The sequence below is a fragment of the Rhabdothermincola sp. genome (genome assembly GCF_036846205.1).
Classification (GTDB): domain Bacteria; phylum Actinomycetota; class Acidimicrobiia; order Acidimicrobiales; family Acidimicrobilacustridaceae; genus Rhabdothermincola.
The window spans coordinates 1-18,421 of the sequence record NZ_DAIUCK010000066.1 but is presented as its reverse complement, the minus strand read 5'-3'; the positions used below and the strand labels follow the sequence as shown (position 1 = coordinate 18,421).

Below are 18,421 nucleotides of genomic sequence, written 5' to 3'. Positions count from 1 at the left end.
AGAAGGGGAGGGCGGTCAGAGTCCGGCGAAGGCGTCCTCCAGGAGCGCCGACTGCTCTTGGAGGTGGATCACCGATGCGCCAGCGGCAGGACTGCCCGATTCGACCCGGCTCACCCGGCGGATCGAGTGCGTCTCACCATGGGACTCGTAGAGCCGGCCTTTGATGGCGTTCCAGGCCCCCATGTTCTCGGGCTCCTCTTGCAGCCACACGACCTCCCGGGCGTTCGGGTAGCGCGCGAGCACCCGTGCGACACCGTCGAAGGGCCAGGGGTACAGCTGCTCGACCCGAGCGATCGCCACGGGAGCTCCCCGGCGTTCACGTTCGGCCTCCGCCTCGACCGCCACCTTCCCCGATGCGAGCACGACCCGGCGCACCGACGAGGGGTCCGCGACCCGTGGGTCGTCGAGCACCTCCTCGAACGAACCGCCGGTGAAGGCGGCGACCGGCGATCGGGAGGCCTTGGCCCGCAGCAGCGACTTCGGGGTGAACACCACGAGTGGCTTGCGAACCTGGCGGCGCACCTGCCGGCGCAGGAGATGGAAGAGCTGGGCCGCGGTGGTGGGGTTGCAGCACTGGATGTTGTCGTCGGCCGCGAGCGTGAGAAACCGTTCGATGCGGGCCGAGGAGTGCTCCGGGCCCTGACCCTCGTAGCCATGGGGGAGGAACATCACCAGGCCTGAGGTCTGGTCCCACTTGTCCTCTGCCGCCACGATGAACTGATCGATGATCGTCTGGGCGCCGTTGGCGAAGTCCCCGAACTGCGCCTCCCAGATGACCAGCGCGTCCTTGTTGGCGACCGAGTACCCGTACTCGAAGCCGAGGGCAGCGAACTCCGAAAGCAGTGAGTCGTACAACCAGAAGTGGGCACCATGACGAGCCACTTGCTGCAGCGGCGTGTACTCGTCTTCGGTCTCGTAGTCGACGAGCACGCCATGCCGGTGGGAGAAGGTGCCACGGCGGGAGTCCTGGCCGGTGAGGCGTACCGAGGTCCCTTCGTGCAGCAGGGTGCCGAACGCCAGTGCCTCACCCAACGCCCAGTCGGCCTCTCCACCCTCGTAGAGCTTCCTGCGGGCCTCGAACTGCTTCACCAGTTTGGGGTGCAGGTGGAAGCCCTCCGGTACCGTGTCGAGCGCGCGCACCACTTCGTCGAGCACCGCCCGGTCGACACCGGTTTCGACGTGCGGCAGCACCCCGACCGGTGCCCGCGTGCGGAAGCTGCTCGCCTTCGGTGGCGCCTGGGCGCGGGTCTCCTCGAGGGCAGCCTGCAGGCGGTGCTGGAAATCGTCCAGCGCCGCCTCGGCCTCCTCCAGTGAGATGTCCCCACGCTTCACCAGCGCTTCGGTGTAGAGCTTGCGCACCGATCGGCGGGCGTCGATGCGTTTGTACATCAACGGCTGGGTGTAGCTCGGATCGTCGGCTTCGTTGTGCCCATGCCGCCGGTAGCACAGCATGTCGATGACGACGTCCTTGTGGAACGCCTGCCGGTAGGCGAACGCCAGACGGGCGACCCGCACACACGCCTCGGGGTCGTCACCGTTGACGTGGAAGATCGGCGCCTGGACCATCTTGGCCACGTCGGTGGCGTACTCCGACGACCGCGCCGCGGTCGGTGGGGTGGTGAAGCCGAGCTGGTTGTTGATGATCAGGTGGATCGTGCCCCCGACCCGGTAGCCCTTGATCTGCGAGAGGTTGAGCGTCTCGGCCACCACGCCCTGCCCGGCGAACGCCGCGTCACCGTGGATGAGCAGTGGCAGCACGGGATAGGCGGGATGGTCGCCCGGCGCTTCGATGCTGTCCATGCGGGCCCTCGCCATGCCGACGACCACCGGATCGACGGCTTCGAGGTGCGAGGGGTTCGCCGCCAGCTCCACGGGGATCTCGTTGCCCGCCGGGCTCACGAACGTGCCGGTCTGACCCAGGTGGTACTTCACGTCGCCGGATCCCTGGATCGAATCGGGGTCGAGGTTGCCCTCGAACTCGTTGAACAGCTGCTCGTAGCTCTTGCCGACGATGTTCACCAGCACGTTGAGCCGGCCCCGATGGGCCATGCCCATGGTCACCGAGTGCAGGTGTGCATCGGCTGCTTCGGAGAGGATGGCGTCGAGGATCGGGATCGCGCTCTCGCCGCCGTCGACGCCGAAGCGCTTCTGCCCCACGTACTTGGTGGCCAGGAACCGCTCCAGCGCCTCGGCCGCGTTGAGCCGCTCGAGGATGTGGCGCTTCTCGGCTCGGGTCAGCTCCACCTCGACGCCCTCGACGTGCTCCTGGATCCAGCGCTTCTCGGCCGGCTCCGAGATGTGCATGTACTCGATGCCGATGGATCGGCAGTAGGCGTCGCGCAGCAGGTGCAGCAGGTCACCGAGGCGCATCCGTTCCCGCCCCCCGATGCCTCCCGTGAGGAACTCCCGGTCGAGGTCCCAGATGGTGAGTCCGTAGGTCGCGGGGTCGAGCTCGGGGTGCATCTGGGGTTCTTCGACCGCCAGCGGGTCGAGATCGGCGATCAGGTGTCCCCGCACCCGGTGCTGGTTCACCAGCGCCTGGACCTGCATCTGCTTGCCGAGCATGGCCTGCTCGCGGTCGACCGGGTTGACGTCCCGCCGCCAGGCCACCGCCCGGTAGGGGACGCCGAGCGAACGGAACACCTCGGCGTAGAAGCCGTCCTGGCCGAGCAGGAGCTCGTGCACCCGCCTCAGGAACAGCCCGGACTCCGCGCCCTGGATGATGCGATGGTCGTAGGTCGAGGTGAGCGTCATCACCTTCGACACGCCAAGGTCCGCCAGGGTCGCTGGGTCCGCGCCTTCGTACTCCGCCGGGTAGCCCAGCGCGCCGACACCCACGATGACTCCCTGCCCGGGCATCAGGCGGGGGACCGACTGCACCGTCCCGATGGTGCCGGGGTTGGTCAGCGTGACGGTCACGCCCGTGAAGTCGTCGGGGGAGAGCTTGTTGCCGCGGACCTTGCGGATGAGCTCCTCGTACGCGACCCAGAAGCCCCGGAAGTCGAGGGTGTCGGCGTCGCGGATGCACGGGACGAGCAGGGTGCGGGAACCGTCAGGACGTTCGACGTCCACCGCCAGACCCAGACCTACGTGCTCGTGGCGCACCACCCGGGGCGTGCCGTCGGGCCCCTCCACGTAGGTGGAGTTCATCACCGGCACCGAACCGGAGATCGCCCGCACCACCGCGTAGCCGATCAGGTGGGTGAACGACACCTTCCCCAGCTGTTTGCGCTCGAGGTAGCCGTTGATGATGGACCGGTTCACCTCGAGCAGCCGGGCCGGCACGTCACGGAAACTGGTGGCGGTGGGCACCTCCAGGCTGGCCCGCATGTTCGCTGCGATCCGGGCCGCCGCGCCTCGCAGCGCCTCGCCGGGCTGGGCACCGCCGTTCGTTCCAGGCTCGGCGCTCACCGCGCGCGGGGACTCGCGGGTCGGTGCGGCGGCCTCGGTGCTGGTGCGGCCACCGTCAGCGCCGCCTCCGCTCATCGGTTGATAGTCGTGGAAGAACTCCCGCCAGCTCTCGCTCACCGAACTCGGATCAGCGACGTAGCGCTCGTACATCTCGTCGACGAGCCAGGCGTTGGGTCCGATGGTGCTGGGGGGCGGCGTCCCGGACACGAGCCCGATCCTACCGGCGCGCCATCCGCTGCCGTGAGGGTGGGAAGCCGGGCAGGGCTCGGGGTTCCCGACGCTCAGCGCGCTGACGGTTCGCGGTACCGCTCCTCGTCGGGCAGCGCCTCAGGCTCGGGCCGGCCGGCAAGGCGGGGTGTCGTGGCTCGCAGGATGCCGTCGGGGATCAGGCCCCGGGAGACCCAGCCGCGCTGGTCGGCCCACACCAGCAGCGGAGGGAGCACGATGAGTGCCGCGAGCAGGGCCACGGTGATGTTCACCGCGACGACGATGCCGAAGTCACGCAGCAGGGGGAGCTGCGAGGTGGCGATCACGCCCACGCCGGTCATGGTGGTGAGCGCGGAGACCACGAAGGCTCGCCCGGTGCGGGCCGATGCCACCCGTCCAGCCTGGCGGGGCCAGAAGCCGCGGCGCCGCTCCTCGAGGAAGCGCAACAACATCAATGAGGTGAACTCGGTGCAGGCAGCGGTGACCAGTGGGCCGCCTACGGCGGTCATCGGGCTGAGTCGGAGGCCGAAGGCCCACACTGCCAGTGACGTCCCTCCGACCGCGATCAGCACGGGTATCAACGTCAGCAGCGAGCGGATGACGCTGCGCATCCGCAGGGCGACCAGCACACCGACGAAGAGGATCGCCAGGTAGGTGAGCAGGACCCGGTTGGCTCGCAGGTTCTGGAGCAGACCGACGCCGACCGTGGCCAGACCGGAGGGAGTGGCTCGCACGCCGGGTGGCGGATCGGTCTGCGCTTTGATCTGGTCGATGACAACGGCGCGGGCCTCGAGGCTCGTCGGTGCGTAGCGATAGATGAGGTTGGCTGCGTTCGCTTCGGGGTCGAGCATCGACCGTTGGATGTCAGGAGGGGCGAGCGCATAGCCGGCCCACACGTCCTCGGCGCGGGGCGCCAGTGGTGTGGCGCCCGGGACCTCGGTCGCGTACCCGATGGTGGTGACCAGGCTCGATGCGGTGAGCAGCTCGTCGTGGGTGGCCAGGAGTTCGTTCGCGTACCGCCAGATGAACTCGACGGTGTCGTCGGAGAAGATGTCGTCGCTCTCGATGAATATGCCCAGCTCGGAGCTGGATCCCGTCTCGTTCTCGACCTGCCGATAGTCGCGGATCGACTGGGAGCTCTGGTCGACCCATTGCACGGGATCGGATTGCAACTTGATGCGGTCCTCGACGGCCACCCCCCCCAGCAACACGGCGATGCTCGCCACGGCGAAGGCGGGGGCGACCCAGACGGGGAGGTTCCCGAGCCTCACCACGAACCGGGAGAGTGCCCCCTCCCGGTAGTCGCGTCCCCGGGTGGGGGAGCGGTACTCGCGCGCCCCCAGCACCGCGAGTGGCAGGACGATGCTCGCCAGGCACACCACGGCGATGCCGATGGCGAGCAGCAGGCCGAATGCCCGGACCATGGGCACCAGGGCGAACCGTAGGGCGGCCATGGCGGCCACCGAGTAGAGCACCACGCCGAGCAGGGCGGGCCCGAGGTTGCGGGCCGTCTCCTGGATCGGGTGTGGGTCCCGGTCGATGACGACTTCCTCTTCGACTCGGGCATGCATCTGGATGGCGTAGTCGATGCCGATGCCTAGCAGGATCGGCAGACCCGCGATGGTGACCAGCGACAACGGGATGCCCAGGTAGCCGGCGAGGCCGAAGGCCCACACCACACCCACCAGGACCACCGCGAGCGGTAAGAGCTTCCAGCGCACGTCGAAGCTCACCAGCAGGATGATGGCCATGATCACCACCGCGATGGCCCCGAGCTGGAGCATCCCGCCGGTGAGGTAGTCGTTGATGTCCTTGAGCAGGATCGGTGCGCCGGTGACCGTGGCCGAGCCGCCCTCGAACCGGGCCCCGCCGATCACGTCGCGCACCAGGACGCTGCCTTCTCCCTCCACGTCGATCGAGGCGTTACCCACCAGGCGCACGACGATGAAGGCGTGCTGTCGGTCCGTGAACACGGCCTGCTGGGCCCGCCGGATGTTGCCCTGGTTGTCGTAGAGCAACAGGTCGACCCAGGCGGGGTTGTCGAGGGTGCGCTGGCCGGCGGGGATGGCGTCGAGACGGGCGAGCGTCCGGAGGGAGTCCGCCTGGCGGGCGGCTCGCCCGGCTTCGGTCGGCTCCCGCTCCAGCGCGGCGAGTGTCGCCTGGCCAACCGCGCTGTCGGTCGGGTTGGTCGCGGGCTGGCCGTCGGGGCGGCGGGTGAGCAGGTTCTCGCTCCACCGCAGGGCGGTGACCGGCGTGACCACCGCGGTGACGAGGTCCGGCCGGGCTTGGAGCTCTCGCTGGATCCGGTCGAGCTCGCGGATGTTGGCCGGGGTCATCATCTGGTCGATGGTGGTGCCCTCGTCCGCGGTCAGCATCACCAGCATCGCCTGACCACCGAAGAGGTCCTGGTAGGCGATGTTGTCGATGGCGATCTGGTCGCTGGGGTTGAGGTAGCTGTCCTGGCCGGTGGCGAACTGCAGCTTCGTGGTGCCGTAGCCGAGCAGGAGGGTGAGCAACAGTCCGCCGAGGGTGACCAAGCCTGCGTGCTTGCCGAGCCACACAGCCAGCCAGGACCAGAAGCGCTGCATCCTGGTGAAGTTCCGGGTGTCGGTCATCGTTTCCCCCGTTCGGGCGCAACCGTAGCGATCGGCGCGCACGATGAGCACGGTCGAAAGTCCCGAGACGGCTGACCAAAAGGATTCGGTGTGGCACGTCTCGCGGTCGAGGGGCGGGCCACGCCTAGGCTGCCGGTCGATGCGGCTGGCCACCTGGAACGTCAACTCGCTCAAGGCGCGCCTCGCCCGGGTGGAGGAGTGGATCGTCGCCAACCAGCCGGACGTGGTGTGCCTGCAGGAGACGAAGTCATCCGACGCGTCGTTCCCGGGGTTGGCGTTCCACGCGCTGGGCTACGAGAGCTCCCATCACGGGGAGGGCCGGTGGAACGGGGTGGCGATCGTGAGCCGGCTGGGCTTGGAGGACGTCGTCGCGGGCTTCGGCGACGGGGCACCGGAAGACGCCGAGGCCCGGTTGTTGTGGGCGACGTGTGGGCCGTTGCGGGTCGCGAGCTGCTACGTGCCCAACGGGCGGGCGGTGGGCAGTGAGCACTACGAGTACAAGCTCCGGTGGTTGGATCGGCTCGCCTCGGTGGTGGAGACCCGTGAGCGCCGGCGCGCCAACCTGGTGCTCTGCGGGGACTTCAACGTCGCCCCCGACGACCGCGACGTGTGGGACCCGGAGGCGTTCGTGGGCGCCACGCACGTGAGCCCGCCCGAGCGGGCTGCGCTCCAGCGCCTGTTGGCATCAGGCTTGCGGGACGTGTTCCGGGATCAGCACCCCGAGGGTGGGGTGTTCTCCTGGTGGGACTACCGCGCCGGTCACTTCCACCAGGGGAAGGGGATGCGTATCGACCTGGTGCTGGCGGCCGAGTCGCTCGCCGCCAGGGTTACCGAAGCGCACATCGACCGTGACGCTCGCAAGGGCAGATCGCCATCGGATCACGCACCGGTGGTGGTCGATCTCGCCCTGTGAGCACCAGCCGGGCCACGATGTCGGGGTGACTGACGACCCCATCCAGGATCCGACGGGCGAGCCGGTGTCCCCCGGCGGCTCCTCCCCGGCTGAAGCCCTGCGATCCGCGCTGTACAGCCGCTGGCAGGAGCCCCCGGTCTCGGAGATGGACACCCGCCGCGTGGAGATGCGCCGGCTGGCGGACTCCATGCGGATCATCATCGAGCGCCTGGTGGCCACCGCGGCCCCCACCGAGGCGATCATTGACGCGGCCGATCAGCTGGCACGGGTGGCCCTGACGTTCGACCACCTGCGCGAGGGCACCCGCTACGAGGGTTTCGCCGAGGCGGCCAACGCGGGTGGTGACCCGCATGCCCCGTTCGAGCACAGCCCCTTCATCGGGCGGGCCAACCCGCTCGCCCCGCCGATCTACCTGCAGGAGATCGAGGGCAGGGTGCACGGGCGGGTGGTATTCGGCTCCGCCTACGAAGGACCACCCGGTTGCGTGCACGGCGGGTACGTGGCGGGGGCGTTCGACGAGGTGCTGGGGGCCACCCAGTCGCTGTCGGGCGCTCCAGGCATGACCGGCACGCTCACGATCGTCTACCGCAGCCCCACCCCGTTGCACACCGAGCTGCGCTTCATCGGTGAGCTGCTGCGGGTCGAGGGCCGCAAGATCTTCACCCGAGGGGAGCTGTACGCCGGGGAACGGCTGTGCGCCGAGGCCGAGGGCCTGTTCATCTCGGTGGGGGTGGAGAAGTTCGCGGAGCTGAAGGCCCACCGGGAGCGGAGCGAGCAGGCGAGGCTGCACGCCCGTTGACCGCCCGGGGAGCCCCGGCCCCTGCCGTGGCAGGTCCGTGGTTCAGCGGGTCGCTCGCGACATGATCTCGAGCAGCTCGTCTCCCCACCGGCTCACCTTGACCGGCCCCATGCCCGGCAACGCGAGCAGTTCGGTGTGGGTGCGGGGACGGGCGGCCGCCAGCGCCTCCAGCGTGCGGTCGTGGAAGATCACGTAGGCGGGCACCGCGGCAGCTTTCGCCTGCGCGGCCCGCCAGGCCTTCAACACGTCGAGCAGCTCCACCTCCGGCTCGTCCAGATCGGCTCGGCTGGTGGTCGTCCGTGGCCGGGCTCCGGATCGGTCGCGTCCGGTGGGGGAGCGCGTGGTCGGGTGGACCCGGCTCGGGCCGTTGCGGAGTCGCTCGCACGCCGCGGTGATCGCCTCGAGGTAGGGCGAGGGCTCGCGGGGCACGGTGCGCTCGCCGTAGGTGCGCTGCTTCGCCCAGCTGCACAGGAGCTGCTGCTCGGCTCGGGTGACGGCGACATAGAGCAGGCGGCGCTCTTCGGCGAGCGCGGCCGGGGTGCGGGCGTGGGCGATGGGCACGAGTCCCTGTTCGAGCCCGGCGATGTGCACGATCGGCCACTCGAGGCCCTTCGCGGCGTGGAAGGTGGCGATCTCGACGGCGTCGCCGCCCGCGTCGGGCTGGTCGGATCGGGTGGTGGTGCGGAGCCACGCCAGGAAGCCCTCGACCGAACCAGCGGGGTCGAGCGCGGCGTAGTCGCGGGCGAGCTGCACCAGGGCCTCGAGATTGCCAGCCCGCTCGGCGCTGGCGTCGTCGTCCGCGGCCCGCAGCTCGGCAGCGGCGGCCTCCAGATCGGCGACCACGGCGGGCAGCTCGCGGGCGGTCTGGCGCAGCTCGCGTAACCGGGCCTTCACGTCGGGCTGGTCGAGCAGGGAGCCGTCGCCACGGACCCGGAACGGGACCCGGGCGGCGCGGAAGGCCTCCTCGAGCAGCGCGATCTGCCCGTTGGTGCGTACCAGCACCGCCTGCGACGCCCACCGGGCTCCCGGGCGGTGGTGGTCGCGCACCGCCCGGGCGATGGCCGCGGCCTCGGCTCGTTCGTGGGGGAACGAGCGGAGCGCCGGGACCGGTCCGTCGGGCCGGTGGGCCCGCAGCGCGCCCCCTTGCCCTCTGGCGGGAAGCAGGGCGTTGGCGACCGCGAGGATCTGCGGGGTCGAGCGGTAGTTGTCGGCCAAGCGGACGACCTCGGTGCCGGGGTGGCGGTCAGCGAAGCTGTCCAGCAGCGCCGGGTCGGCACCGTTCCACCCGTAGATCGCCTGGTTCGGGTCGCCGACCACGCACAGGTCGGCCCGCTCGCCGCACCAGGCGTCGAGCAGGGCGTGCTGGAGCGGGTTGACGTCCTGGAACTCGTCGACGAAGAGGTGCCGGAACCGCCAGCGCTGAGCGCGAGCGAACTCTTCGTCGCGCTGCAGGTCGCGCCGGCACAGCCCCAGCAGGTCGTCGAAGTCGACCAACCGCTGGCGGCGCTTCTCCTGCTCGTAACGATCGTAGGCCTCGGCCACCACCGTCGGGTCGACGCTCGGCCGGCGCCCGGCCGCTCGCACCGCGCCGACGTAGCCGGCAGGCTCGACGAGGCGGGCTTTCGCCCACTCGATCTCGCTCACCGTATCGAGCGCCGCGGTGCTCCCGGTCGCGCCCGCTGGCAGCAAGCGAGCGACGAAGGGCACTTTCCGGTCGAGGAGCTCAGGTGGCCGCACCCCGCGGTCGGCCCAGCGTTGGCGAAGCTGGCCGAAGGCCACCGCATGGAAGGTCCCCGCGGCCACCGTCTCGCGCAGACCGAGCTGCCGGAGCCGTTGGGTCAGCTCGCCGGCAGCCTTGCGGGTGAAGGTCAGCGCGAGCACGTGGCGAGGGTCGAGGTCGCCGGTGGCGGCTCGCCAGGCGATCCGCCGGGTGAGCACCCGGGTCTTGCCGGATCCGGCGCCCGCGAGGACGCACAAGGGCTGAGCCGGGCTGGTCACGGCTCGACGCTGGCTGTCGTTCAACCCGTCGAGGAGGTCTCGGGCATCCACCGGCGCCGACCTTACCGACGACCCCTGACAGCGTGATGGACGGCCCGACGGGGCAGTGCATCCCCGGAGGTATCGCTAGCCTGCAGCGACGGTGAGGGCACGACCGTGATCGACATCCCGGAAGCCCGCTTCGAGGAACTGGTGGCCGATGCACTGGACACCATCCCCGCCGCGCTGGCGAAGCACATGGACAACGTGGTGGTGCTGGTCGAGGACCGGGCGGTCGATCCGAACCTGCTCGGGCTCTACCAGGGCATCCCCCTGACCGAGCGGGCCGAGTACGGCGTGGGCGGGGCGATGCCTGACCGGATCACCATCTTCCGCCAGCCGATCCTGCGGAGCTGCTCGTCGGAAGCCGAGGTCGTGGAGCAGGTACGGATCACCGTGGTGCACGAGGTGGCCCACCACTTCGGGATCGACGACGACCGGCTCGCCGAGCTCGGATGGGCCTGAGCGGTACGCTCGTGTGGTGCCCTATCCCGAGGAGAACCTCCACCCCAACGAGGAGCTCGTCCTCGACCTCCACCCGCACTGGTGGACCATCACCCCGTCGATCGCCGCCCTCGCCGTGGTGCTGGCCCTGGGCCTGTGGGCGGTCATCGACGGGTGGAAAGGGCCGATCAACTACCTGATCGCGGTGGTCCTGCTGGCCAACCTGGTCTGGTTCGGGGTGCGGTACCTGCAGCTCGTGACCACCCACTTCGTGTTGACCAGCGACCGGGTCATCTACCGCTCAGGGATCGTGGCCAAGCGAGGGGTGGAGATCCCGCTCGAGTCGATCAACGCCATCCACTTCTCGCAGAAGATCTGGGAGCGGGCTCTCGGGCTCGGTGACCTCAAGGTCGATTCAGCCAGCATCGCGGGGGTCTCGGAGTTCGAGAACATCCGCAAGCCCAACCGGGTGCAGAACGAGATCTACATCCAGATGGAGAACAACGAGAACCGCAAGTTCGACCGGGTGGCGCAGGGCATCAACGTGCACACCTCGGCGCCTGCGGCTCCCTCCATCCCGGAGCAGATCGCCCAACTCGCGCAGCTGCGCGACCAGGGCCACCTGACCCCAGAGGAGTTCGAGGCCAAGAAGGCCGAGCTGCTGGGTCGCATGTAGGTGCCGGCGTGCGGGTGGTCTCGCTCGTCCCGTCGGTGACCGAGACCCTGCTGGCCTGGGGGGTCGTGCCGGTGGCGGTGACCCGCTTCTGCGAGCAGCCCGGACTGTCGCAGGTCGGCGGTACGAAGGACCCGGATGTCGCGGCGATCGTCGGGTTGGCACCGGACCTGGTGGTGATGAACGACGAGGAGAACCGTCGCCAGGATGCGGATGCGCTGGTGGCGGCGGGGGTGCCGGTGCACGTGGTGCGGGTGGGCTCGGTGGGCGACGTGGGAGCGGCGATGCGTGAGCTGGCCGGTGCGGTGGGGATGGACGCGGAGGACCTGCACATCGATGATTTGTCCGAGGTTGGTGAGCCGGACGCGGTCGAGCGGCGAGCGTTCGTGCCGATCTGGCGCCGGCCGTGGATGACGATCGGTGGCGACTGCTACGGCGCGTCGGTGCTCCGCCATCTCGGTCTCGGTCACGTGTTCGACGACCGCTCGCGCTATCCGCAGGTGACCCTCGAGGAGGTCGCGGCTCGGCGCCCCGACGTCGTGCTCGCGCCGTCGGAGCCCTACCCCTTCGGGGCGCGGCACCGCGCGGAGCTGGAGGCGGTGGCGCCGGTGGTGTTCGTCGACGGCCGGGATCTGTTCTGGTGGGGGGTCCGCACCCCGGGGGCGCTCGACCGGCTGGGTCGGCTGCTCCGTGACCAGGGGGTGCTCAGCCACCCTCGACGGTGACGGTGGCGCCGTCGCTGGCGTGCACGTGCCAGCCTTCACCTGCCAGCGCCCCGGGCTCGCCGAGCGCCACCACGCAGCCACCGAAGCCGGCGCCGGTCAACCGGGCGCCGAGCACCCCGGGCGCGGCCAGCAGCCGCGCCACCAGCTCGTCGAGCACCGGCGTGGAGACCTCGAAGTCGTCGCGCAGGCTGCGGTGGCTCTCGACCATCAGCGCGCCGGCTTCGCGCAACTCGCCCCGCGCCAGCGCGCCCGCGAAATCGAGCACCCTCGCGTTCTCGCCGATGACGTGGCGGGCCCGGCGTCGCAGCACCGGATCGGTGAGGGTGTCGGCGTCGCTGGCAGGCCGGTCGCGCAGCGGGCCCAGCTCGGCGATGGCACGCTCGACATCGCGTCGGCGATCGGCGTAGGCCGAGCCCGCCAGGGCGCGGGGTTGGCCCGAGTGCACGACCACGATCTCGATGTCCGGGGGAAGGCCGATCTCGGTCACGGTGAGGGTGGCGAAGTCGATGACCAGGGCGTGGCCGGCCCGGCCGAGGATCGACGTGAGCTGGTCCATGATGCCGCTCGGTACGCCGCTGGCGCGCTGCTCGGCCCGCTGGCACAGGCGGGCCAGCCCGAGCGGGTCGCCCTCGTAGCCCAGCGCCAGCGCGACCGACACCTCGAGCGCGGCGCTGGACGACAGCCCGCTGCCGACCGGGACGGTGGAGGACACCTCTCCGGTGAAGCCCAGCGGGGGTCGCATCTCGGCCACCACACCCGCGAGGTAGCGGGCCCAGGGTGGATCGACCGCCACGGGATCGGCGACCTCCAGCGGCACGTCGGCGGGCAACGGCTCGTTCGCCGATCGCAGGTGCACCCGGCCGCCGCCCCGCGTGCCGGTCACGACGGTCTCCAGATCGATGGCCATGGGGACCGCGAGGCCACCGGCGTAGTCGGTGTGGTCGCCGATCAGGTTGACCCGCCCCGGGGCGCGGGCACGCACCCGCTGCCCGCTCATGCCTGGCGGAGGCGAGCCGCGGCCTCGGCGGGGTCGACGGGGTTGAAGTAGATCTGGCTCCCGAGCTCGCCGGCGGCCACGAAGCGCTGGGTTCCCGGGGCGCGGTGCAGCGGGGCCACGTGGAGATGGAGCCACGCCTCGGGCCACTCGCCGCCGTCGGTGGGCCGCTGGTGGAACCACATCATGTAGGGCATCGGCTCGTCGAAGAGCCGGTCGAGCCGGGCCAGCACGTCGAGCAGGATGGCCGCGAGCCCGTCACGACCCCGGTCGTCGAGTGAGGGCAGGTCGGGTACCCGGGTGTCGGTGGCGAGCAGCAGCTCGTAGGGCCAGTTGGCCGCCCACGGCACCCACGCCCGCCAGCCGCCGCCCGAGGCCACCAGCCGGTCGCCGATCGCCTCGTCCCCCAGCGCTGGACCCGACGGACGGGCCAGCTCGGTGCGGGCCCGCGGCGGCACCCGGTCGAAGGCGTAGATCTGCCCGTGGGGGTGGGCGATCGTGGCCCCCACCTCCGGGCCGCGGTTCTCGAACACGAGCACGTAGTCGACGCCGTCGCGGGCGCCGAGCGCGGCGGTGCGGTCGGCCCACAGGTCCACCACCTTGCGGGCTTCGGGCAGGCTCAGCTCCCAGAAGGCCGCGTCGTGGCGGGGGGTGTAGAGCACGATCTCGCACCGCTCGTCAGGGAAGACCGGCCACCGGTTGGGGAACCAGCGGACGTCGTAGGGGTCGGGGGCTTCGAGCCCACCGGGGCAGAAGGGGCAGCCCGCGGGTGGCAGGTTGGGTCGTCCCTGGCGGCTGGCGACCACGTACACCTCGTCGCCGGTGAGGGGGTCGACCCGGTAGCCCGGGTCGGCGGGCGCGTGCTGAGCCGTGCCTGCTCCGGCCCCGATCCCTCTCGCCTCCGCCTCGCCGGTCACGGCGTCGGACGCTAGCCGTCTCACCGGTGGTGGCTTCGCCGGCCGGCGCCGGCTCTTGACCGAACGGTCAAGCAACGGCGAGGATCTGCGGATGCCACGAGCGGCCAGCAACGGGATCGAGCTCGAGTACGAGACCTTCGGGAACTCCGGTGATCCACCGCTGTTGCTGGTCATGGGCCTCGGTGCGCAGATGATCTCCTGGGACGAGGACTTCTGCGAGGCCTTCGTCGACCGGGGCTTCTTCGTCATCCGGTTCGACAACCGCGACGTGGGGCTGTCGACCAAGATCGACGCCCCCGACGTGGACCTGCTGGCCGCCGTGAGCGCCGCGGCCGCCGGCGGGCCGGTGGATGCGCCCTACCTGCTCGCTGACATGGCCGCCGATGCGTGGGGGCTGCTCGACGCCCTCGGGATCACCCGGGCTCACCTGCTCGGCGCGTCGATGGGCGGGATGATCGTGCAGTCGATGGCCATCGCCCACCCGGAGCGAGTGCTGTCGCTCACCTCGATCATGTCCACCACCGGCGACCCCGACGTGGGCATGCCCCACCCGGACGTGCTGCACGTGCTGATGGAGCCCGCGCCCACCGAGCGCGAGGCCTACATCGAGCACTCGGTGCGCAACAGCCGGGCAATCGGCAGCCCGGAGTACTTCGACGAGGCCCGGGCTCGCCGCAGGGCGGCCCTGTGGTACGACCGCTGCTACTACCCCCAGGGGGTCACCCACCAGCTGCTGGCCATCCTGGCGTCGGGCAGCCGATCGGAGGCGCTGCGGCAGCTACGGGTGCCCGCTCTGGTGATCCACGGGGACGCCGACCCGCTGGTCGACGTGAGCGGTGGCGAGCGCACGGCCGAATGCCTCGAGGGCGCGGAGCTGCTCATCCTCGAGGGCATGGGACATGACCTGCCCACCCACTACTGGCCCCGCATCGTGGAGGCCGTGTGCGCGCTGGCCTCGCGGGCCACCGGGGCGTGACCGGCGTATCGGGACGAGACCATCGAGACACGAACGGAGGACGACGCGTGGGACCGCTCGCCGGGGTGAAGGTGCTCGAGTTGGCGGGGATCGGCCCGGGGCCCTTCTGCGCCATGATGCTCGCCGACATGGGGGCTGACGTGCTGCGCATCGACCGGGCGCAGAGCGTCGTGGGCGGGGACCCGGCCAACCCCCCGGCCGACGTGCTCAACCGGGGGCGGCGATCGGTGGCGCTCGACCTCAAGCATCCCGACGGCGTCGAGACGCTGCTCACCCTGGTCGAGTCGGCCGACGCCCTGATCGAAGGCTTCCGCCCCGGGGTCTGCGAGCGGCTCGGCTTCGGCCCCGAGGTGTGCCTGGCCCGCAACCCGAAGCTGGTGTTCGGCCGCATGACCGGTTGGGGCCAGGACGGCCCCTACGCCCAGATGGCCGGCCACGACATCAACTACATCGCCTTGGCGGGCGCCCTGGAGCCCATCGGCCGGGCCGGGCAGCGGCCGCTCCCGCCGCTCAACCTGGTCGGCGACTTCGGCGGCGGGGGGATGCTGCTCGCGTTCGGGGTGGTGTGCGCGCTGCTGGAGGCACAGCGCTCCGGGGAGGGCCAGGTGGTCGACGCGGCGATGGTCGACGGAGCCGCGGTGCTGATGACGATGTTCCACGCCTTCCGGGCCATGGGGATCTGGAACGATGAGCGGGGCACCAACCTGCTCGACACCGGGGCCTACTTCTACGAGGTGTACGAGACCGCCGACGGCAAGTACGTGTCGATCGGCTCCCTCGAGCCGCAGTTCTACGCCACGTTGCTCGACAAGCTCGGACTGGCCGATGACCCCTCGATGCCCCGCCAGCACGACCGCAGCCAGTGGCCGGCCATGAAGGAGCGCTTCGCCGAGATCTTCCGTACCAGGACCCGTGACGAGTGGTGCGAGCTACTGGAGGGCACCGATGCGTGCTTCGCGCCCGTCCTGTCGATGGCCGAAGCTCCTCACCATCCGCACAACGAGCACCGGGGCACCTTCGTCACCCGAAACGGGGTCGTGCAGCCCGCGCCCGCGCCACGCTTCTCCCGCACGCCGGCGGAGATCCAGCGGCCCCCGGCGTTCCCCGGCCAGCACACCGACGAGGCGCTCGTCGAGTGGGGCTTCGCCCCTGATCGGGTGGCCGAGCTCCGCCAGGCCGGCGCGATCGCCTGAGGCCACCCCTAGGCTTCGACCCCATGGCGACCCTGGTGTGCTTCCACGCGCATCCCGACGACGAGAGCATCGCCACCGCAGGCACGATGGCGCTCGCTGCGGACGCCGGCCACGACGTCGTGCTGGTGGTGGCCACCCGGGGTGAGCTGGGTGAGCCGCAGCCGGGCGTGCTCGCCGACGGCGAGGAGCTCTGGCAGCGGCGGGTGCGCGAGACCCATGAATCCGCGGGCATCCTCGGCGCGGGCCGGGTCGAGTTCCTCGGCTACCGCGACTCGGGGATGATGGGCGAGCCCACCAACGACGATCCGCGCTGCTTCTGGCAGGCCGATGTCAGCGAGGCCGCCGAGCAGCTGGCGCAGCTGCTGCGCGAGGTCCACGCCGATGTGCTGACCATCTACGACGACCACGGGGGCTACGGGCACCCCGACCACATTCAGGTGCACCGGGTCGGGAGGCTCGCGGCCGAGCGGGCCGGGGTGTCACGGGTGTTCCAATCCACCATGAACCGGGACCACATCCTGGAGATGATGCGCGAGGCCGCCTCGCAGCTCGAGGCGGCAGTGGCCGAGGATTCCGACCAGCGGGAGATCGACGATGACTTCGGCTCGCCTGCGGCGCTCATCACCCACGCCATCGACGTCCGGCCCGTGGTGGCCCGCAAAAGAGCCTCGATGCAGGCTCACCGCAGTCAGATCGGCCCGGAGACGTTCTTCATGAAGATGCCCGAGGAGGCGTTCTGCTCGGCCTTCGGCACCGAGTGGTACATCGAGCTCGGTCGGCCCCGGCCCGCCGACGAGCCCTACCGCACCGACCTGTTCGATGGGCTCCGCTGAGGGTCATCGATGAGCAGCGAGGGCGACGCACCGCCCGCCGGAACCGGATGGGCCCACACCGGTCTCGCCCAGCGGTTGGTGTTCGGGCCGGGCACGGTGCGGGAGGTCCCCGAGCTGCTGCGGGCCCTGGGGCTGCGGCGGGTCATGCTGGTGACCACGGCCGGACGGCTGGCCTCCGCCGACGGACGCCGCCTCACCGGCCTGCTCGGGGCGTCGCTGGCCTCCACCTTCGCGGAGGTGGCCTCGCACGCGCCGGCGCCGGTGGTGCAGGCCGCGGTGCTGCAGGCCCGCCGCGACGGGGTCGACGGCCTGGTCTCCTTCGGAGGTGGCTCCTGCGCGGACACCGCCAAGGCGGTGAACTTCTTCGCCGAGCAGGAAGCCGGCATGCCCGCCACCACCTGGACCGATCGCCCGATGCTGCCGCACGTGGCAGTGCCCACGACCTACTCGGGGGCGGAGCTGACCCCGTTCTTCGGGATGACCGATCCCCACACTCGCCAGAAGCGGGGTGCGGGCGGCCCGTCGTGCGCCCCCGTGGCGGCGGTGTACGACCCCGAGCTCACCGTCGCGACCCCGCCGCGGGTCAGCGCGGAGACGGGGATGAACGCGCTCGCCCACTGCGTGGAGGTCGTGTGGTCCCCCTCGCGCACCCCCGAGGCGGAAGCGATCGCGCTGGCTGGCGCCCGCCGCATCGTCGGCGCGCTGCCGGCGGTGGTCGAGCGTCCCGGCGAGCTGGCCGCGCGGTCCACCATGTTGGAAGGAGCAGCGCTCGGAGGCCGTTGCCTGCAGAACGGCACCATGGGCATCCACCACGGCCTGTCGCAGCTCATCGGCGGGCGGACCGGCATCCCGCACGGCCTGGCCAACGCCGTCATCCTCCCGCATGCCATCCGGTACAACGCGGGCGCGGTACCCGAGGCCATCGCCGCCCTGTCCGACGCGATGGGCGCCAGCGATGATCTCGCCGCGTTCGTGGCGTCGTTCGTCGCCCGGCTGGGGCTACCCACGCGGCTCTCCGAGTGCGGGGTGCACGAGGAGGACCTCGAGGCGGTGGCCCGGCTGTCGCCGTCGAACCCCAACGTCCTGCTGAACCCCCGCCCGGTCAGCGAGGCCGACGCGCTGGCGGTCCTGCGGGCCGCGTTCTGAGCGGATCGCCAGGTCGCACGGCGACGAAGTAGCTTCGCGTGGCCATTCGGGAGGAGGTTCGATGAACAGGCATTCCCTTCGCATCGTGCTGCCGGGAGCGCTCGTCGCTGCCGCGATGTGCCTCCCCACTACGTCGGCCAGCGCCGCCGACCCGATCATCGAGACCTTTACGTGCACCGGTGCCGTGCAGAGCTGGGTCGTGCCGGCCGGGGTCACCGAGGCGGTCGTCGACCTCTACGGAGCCGCCGGTGGCGACACGACCACCTCCTCGGGAGGTCTGGGCGGGCGGGCCACGGCCACGATCTCGGTTACGCCGGGCGAGACCATCCAGGTGAACGTCGGCTGCCGGGGTGGCGACAGCCAGATCTCGGCCCCTGGAGCGGGGGGCTTCGGCGGGGGCGGCGACGGCGGTACCCGCTACCTCACCTTCGGCACGTCGGGTGCCGGTGGTGGCGGCGCATCGGACATCCGCCAGGGCGGCACCTCGCTCGCTCACCGGGTGGTGGTCGCCGGCGGCGGCGGTGGGGCCGCGTACTCC

15 protein-coding genes are annotated in these 18,421 nt (G+C 70.9%); 10 read left to right on the top strand and 5 right to left on the bottom strand.

The annotated features are described in order from the left end of the window. Positions 1 to 15 precede the first annotated feature (15 nt). Together V7004_RS10580 and V7004_RS10575 are read right to left on the bottom strand one after the other, a co-directional pair. Entirely contained in the window at positions 16 to 3,618 is a 3,603-nt protein-coding gene (locus V7004_RS10580; RefSeq protein WP_334143881.1) for a multifunctional oxoglutarate decarboxylase/oxoglutarate dehydrogenase thiamine pyrophosphate-binding subunit/dihydrolipoyllysine-residue succinyltransferase subunit, read from the bottom strand. Positions 3,619 to 3,692: 74 nt separating this feature from the next. Beyond that, complete coding sequence (locus V7004_RS10575; RefSeq protein ID WP_334143879.1) at positions 3,693 to 6,233, bottom strand: efflux RND transporter permease subunit; 2,541 nt, start codon at positions 6,231 to 6,233, stop codon at positions 3,693 to 3,695. A gap of 139 nt (positions 6,234 to 6,372) precedes the next feature. On the opposite strand from V7004_RS10575, the gene V7004_RS10570 reads away from it, so the two are divergent. Beyond that, positions 6,373 to 7,146, top strand: a complete 774-nt coding sequence (locus V7004_RS10570; protein ID WP_334143878.1) for an exodeoxyribonuclease III — start codon at positions 6,373 to 6,375, stop codon at positions 7,144 to 7,146. A 25-nt stretch (positions 7,147 to 7,171) separates the two neighbouring features. Next, on the top strand, positions 7,172 to 7,945 hold the full coding sequence (locus V7004_RS10565; RefSeq protein ID WP_334143876.1) for a PaaI family thioesterase: 774 nt from the start codon (positions 7,172 to 7,174) through the stop codon (positions 7,943 to 7,945). 42 nt (positions 7,946 to 7,987) lie between these two features. On the opposite strand, the gene V7004_RS10560 is transcribed toward V7004_RS10565, so the two are convergent. Next, on the bottom strand, positions 7,988 to 9,994 hold the full coding sequence (locus V7004_RS10560) for an ATP-dependent DNA helicase UvrD2 (RefSeq protein ID WP_334143875.1): 2,007 nt from the start codon (positions 9,992 to 9,994) through the stop codon (positions 7,988 to 7,990). Positions 9,995 to 10,099: 105 nt separating this feature from the next. On the opposite strand from V7004_RS10560, the gene V7004_RS10555 reads away from it, so the two are divergent. From V7004_RS10555 to V7004_RS10545, 3 genes are read left to right on the top strand one after another with little or no spacing between them, the layout of a single operon-like run. Beyond that, positions 10,100 to 10,447 (top strand): metallopeptidase family protein, encoded by a 348-nt coding sequence (locus V7004_RS10555; RefSeq protein ID WP_334143873.1) that lies wholly within the window; start codon positions 10,100 to 10,102, stop codon positions 10,445 to 10,447. A gap of 16 nt (positions 10,448 to 10,463) precedes the next feature. After that, positions 10,464 to 11,102 (top strand): PH domain-containing protein, encoded by a 639-nt coding sequence (locus V7004_RS10550; protein ID WP_334143871.1) that lies wholly within the window; start codon positions 10,464 to 10,466, stop codon positions 11,100 to 11,102. A gap of 8 nt (positions 11,103 to 11,110) precedes the next feature. Then, positions 11,111 to 11,824, top strand: coding sequence for a helical backbone metal receptor (locus tag V7004_RS10545; protein ID WP_334143869.1), 714 nt, complete (start codon positions 11,111 to 11,113; stop codon positions 11,822 to 11,824). Here V7004_RS10545 and galK read toward each other — a convergent pair. Together galK and galT are read right to left on the bottom strand one after the other, a co-directional pair. Next, complete coding sequence (gene galK / locus V7004_RS10540) at positions 11,805 to 12,821, bottom strand: galactokinase (RefSeq protein WP_334143868.1); 1,017 nt, start codon at positions 12,819 to 12,821, stop codon at positions 11,805 to 11,807. The genes V7004_RS10545 and galK overlap by 20 nt on opposite strands. Next, positions 12,818 to 13,735 (bottom strand): galactose-1-phosphate uridylyltransferase, encoded by a 918-nt coding sequence (galT, locus tag V7004_RS10535; RefSeq protein ID WP_334143867.1) that lies wholly within the window; start codon positions 13,733 to 13,735, stop codon positions 12,818 to 12,820. Before galT ends, galK begins: the two co-directional genes overlap by 4 nt. Before the next feature lie 91 nt (positions 13,736 to 13,826). Here galT and V7004_RS10530 point away from each other — a divergent pair, with 91 nt between their 5' ends. From V7004_RS10530 to V7004_RS10510, 5 genes are all read left to right on the top strand, one after another. Then, positions 13,827 to 14,711 carry an alpha/beta fold hydrolase gene (locus V7004_RS10530; RefSeq protein ID WP_334143866.1) on the top strand — a complete coding sequence of 295 codons (885 nt, stop codon included), beginning with the start codon at positions 13,827 to 13,829 and terminating at the stop codon, positions 14,709 to 14,711. 47 nt (positions 14,712 to 14,758) lie between these two features. Then, complete coding sequence (locus tag V7004_RS10525; protein WP_334143864.1) at positions 14,759 to 15,904, top strand: CaiB/BaiF CoA transferase family protein; 1,146 nt, start codon at positions 14,759 to 14,761, stop codon at positions 15,902 to 15,904. Positions 15,905 to 15,927: 23 nt separating this feature from the next. After that, entirely contained in the window at positions 15,928 to 16,737 is an 810-nt protein-coding gene (locus V7004_RS10520; RefSeq protein WP_334143863.1) for a PIG-L family deacetylase, read from the top strand. 9 nt (positions 16,738 to 16,746) lie between these two features. Beyond that, positions 16,747 to 17,883, top strand: a complete 1,137-nt coding sequence (locus tag V7004_RS10515) for an iron-containing alcohol dehydrogenase family protein (protein WP_334143861.1) — start codon at positions 16,747 to 16,749, stop codon at positions 17,881 to 17,883. 61 nt (positions 17,884 to 17,944) lie between these two features. Beyond that, on the top strand, positions 17,945 to 18,421 hold a 477-nt coding region (locus tag V7004_RS10510; RefSeq protein WP_334143860.1), incomplete at its 3' end, for a glycine-rich protein.

Excerpts from the sequence above, each read along its gene's own strand:
- V7004_RS10575 (WP_334143879.1), bottom strand. The coding sequence starts at position 6,233 with ATGACCGACACCCGGAACTTCACCAGGATGCAGCGCTTCTGGTCCTGG.
- V7004_RS10570 (WP_334143878.1), top strand. The coding sequence starts at position 6,373 with ATGCGGCTGGCCACCTGGAACGTCAACTCGCTCAAGGCGCGCCTCGCC.
- galK (WP_334143868.1), bottom strand. The coding sequence starts at position 12,821 with ATGAGCGGGCAGCGGGTGCGTGCCCGCGCCCCGGGGCGGGTCAACCTG.
- V7004_RS10530 (WP_334143866.1), top strand. The coding sequence starts at position 13,827 with ATGCCACGAGCGGCCAGCAACGGGATCGAGCTCGAGTACGAGACCTTC.
- V7004_RS10520 (WP_334143863.1), top strand. The coding sequence starts at position 15,928 with ATGGCGACCCTGGTGTGCTTCCACGCGCATCCCGACGACGAGAGCATC.
- V7004_RS10515 (WP_334143861.1), top strand. The coding sequence starts at position 16,747 with ATGAGCAGCGAGGGCGACGCACCGCCCGCCGGAACCGGATGGGCCCAC.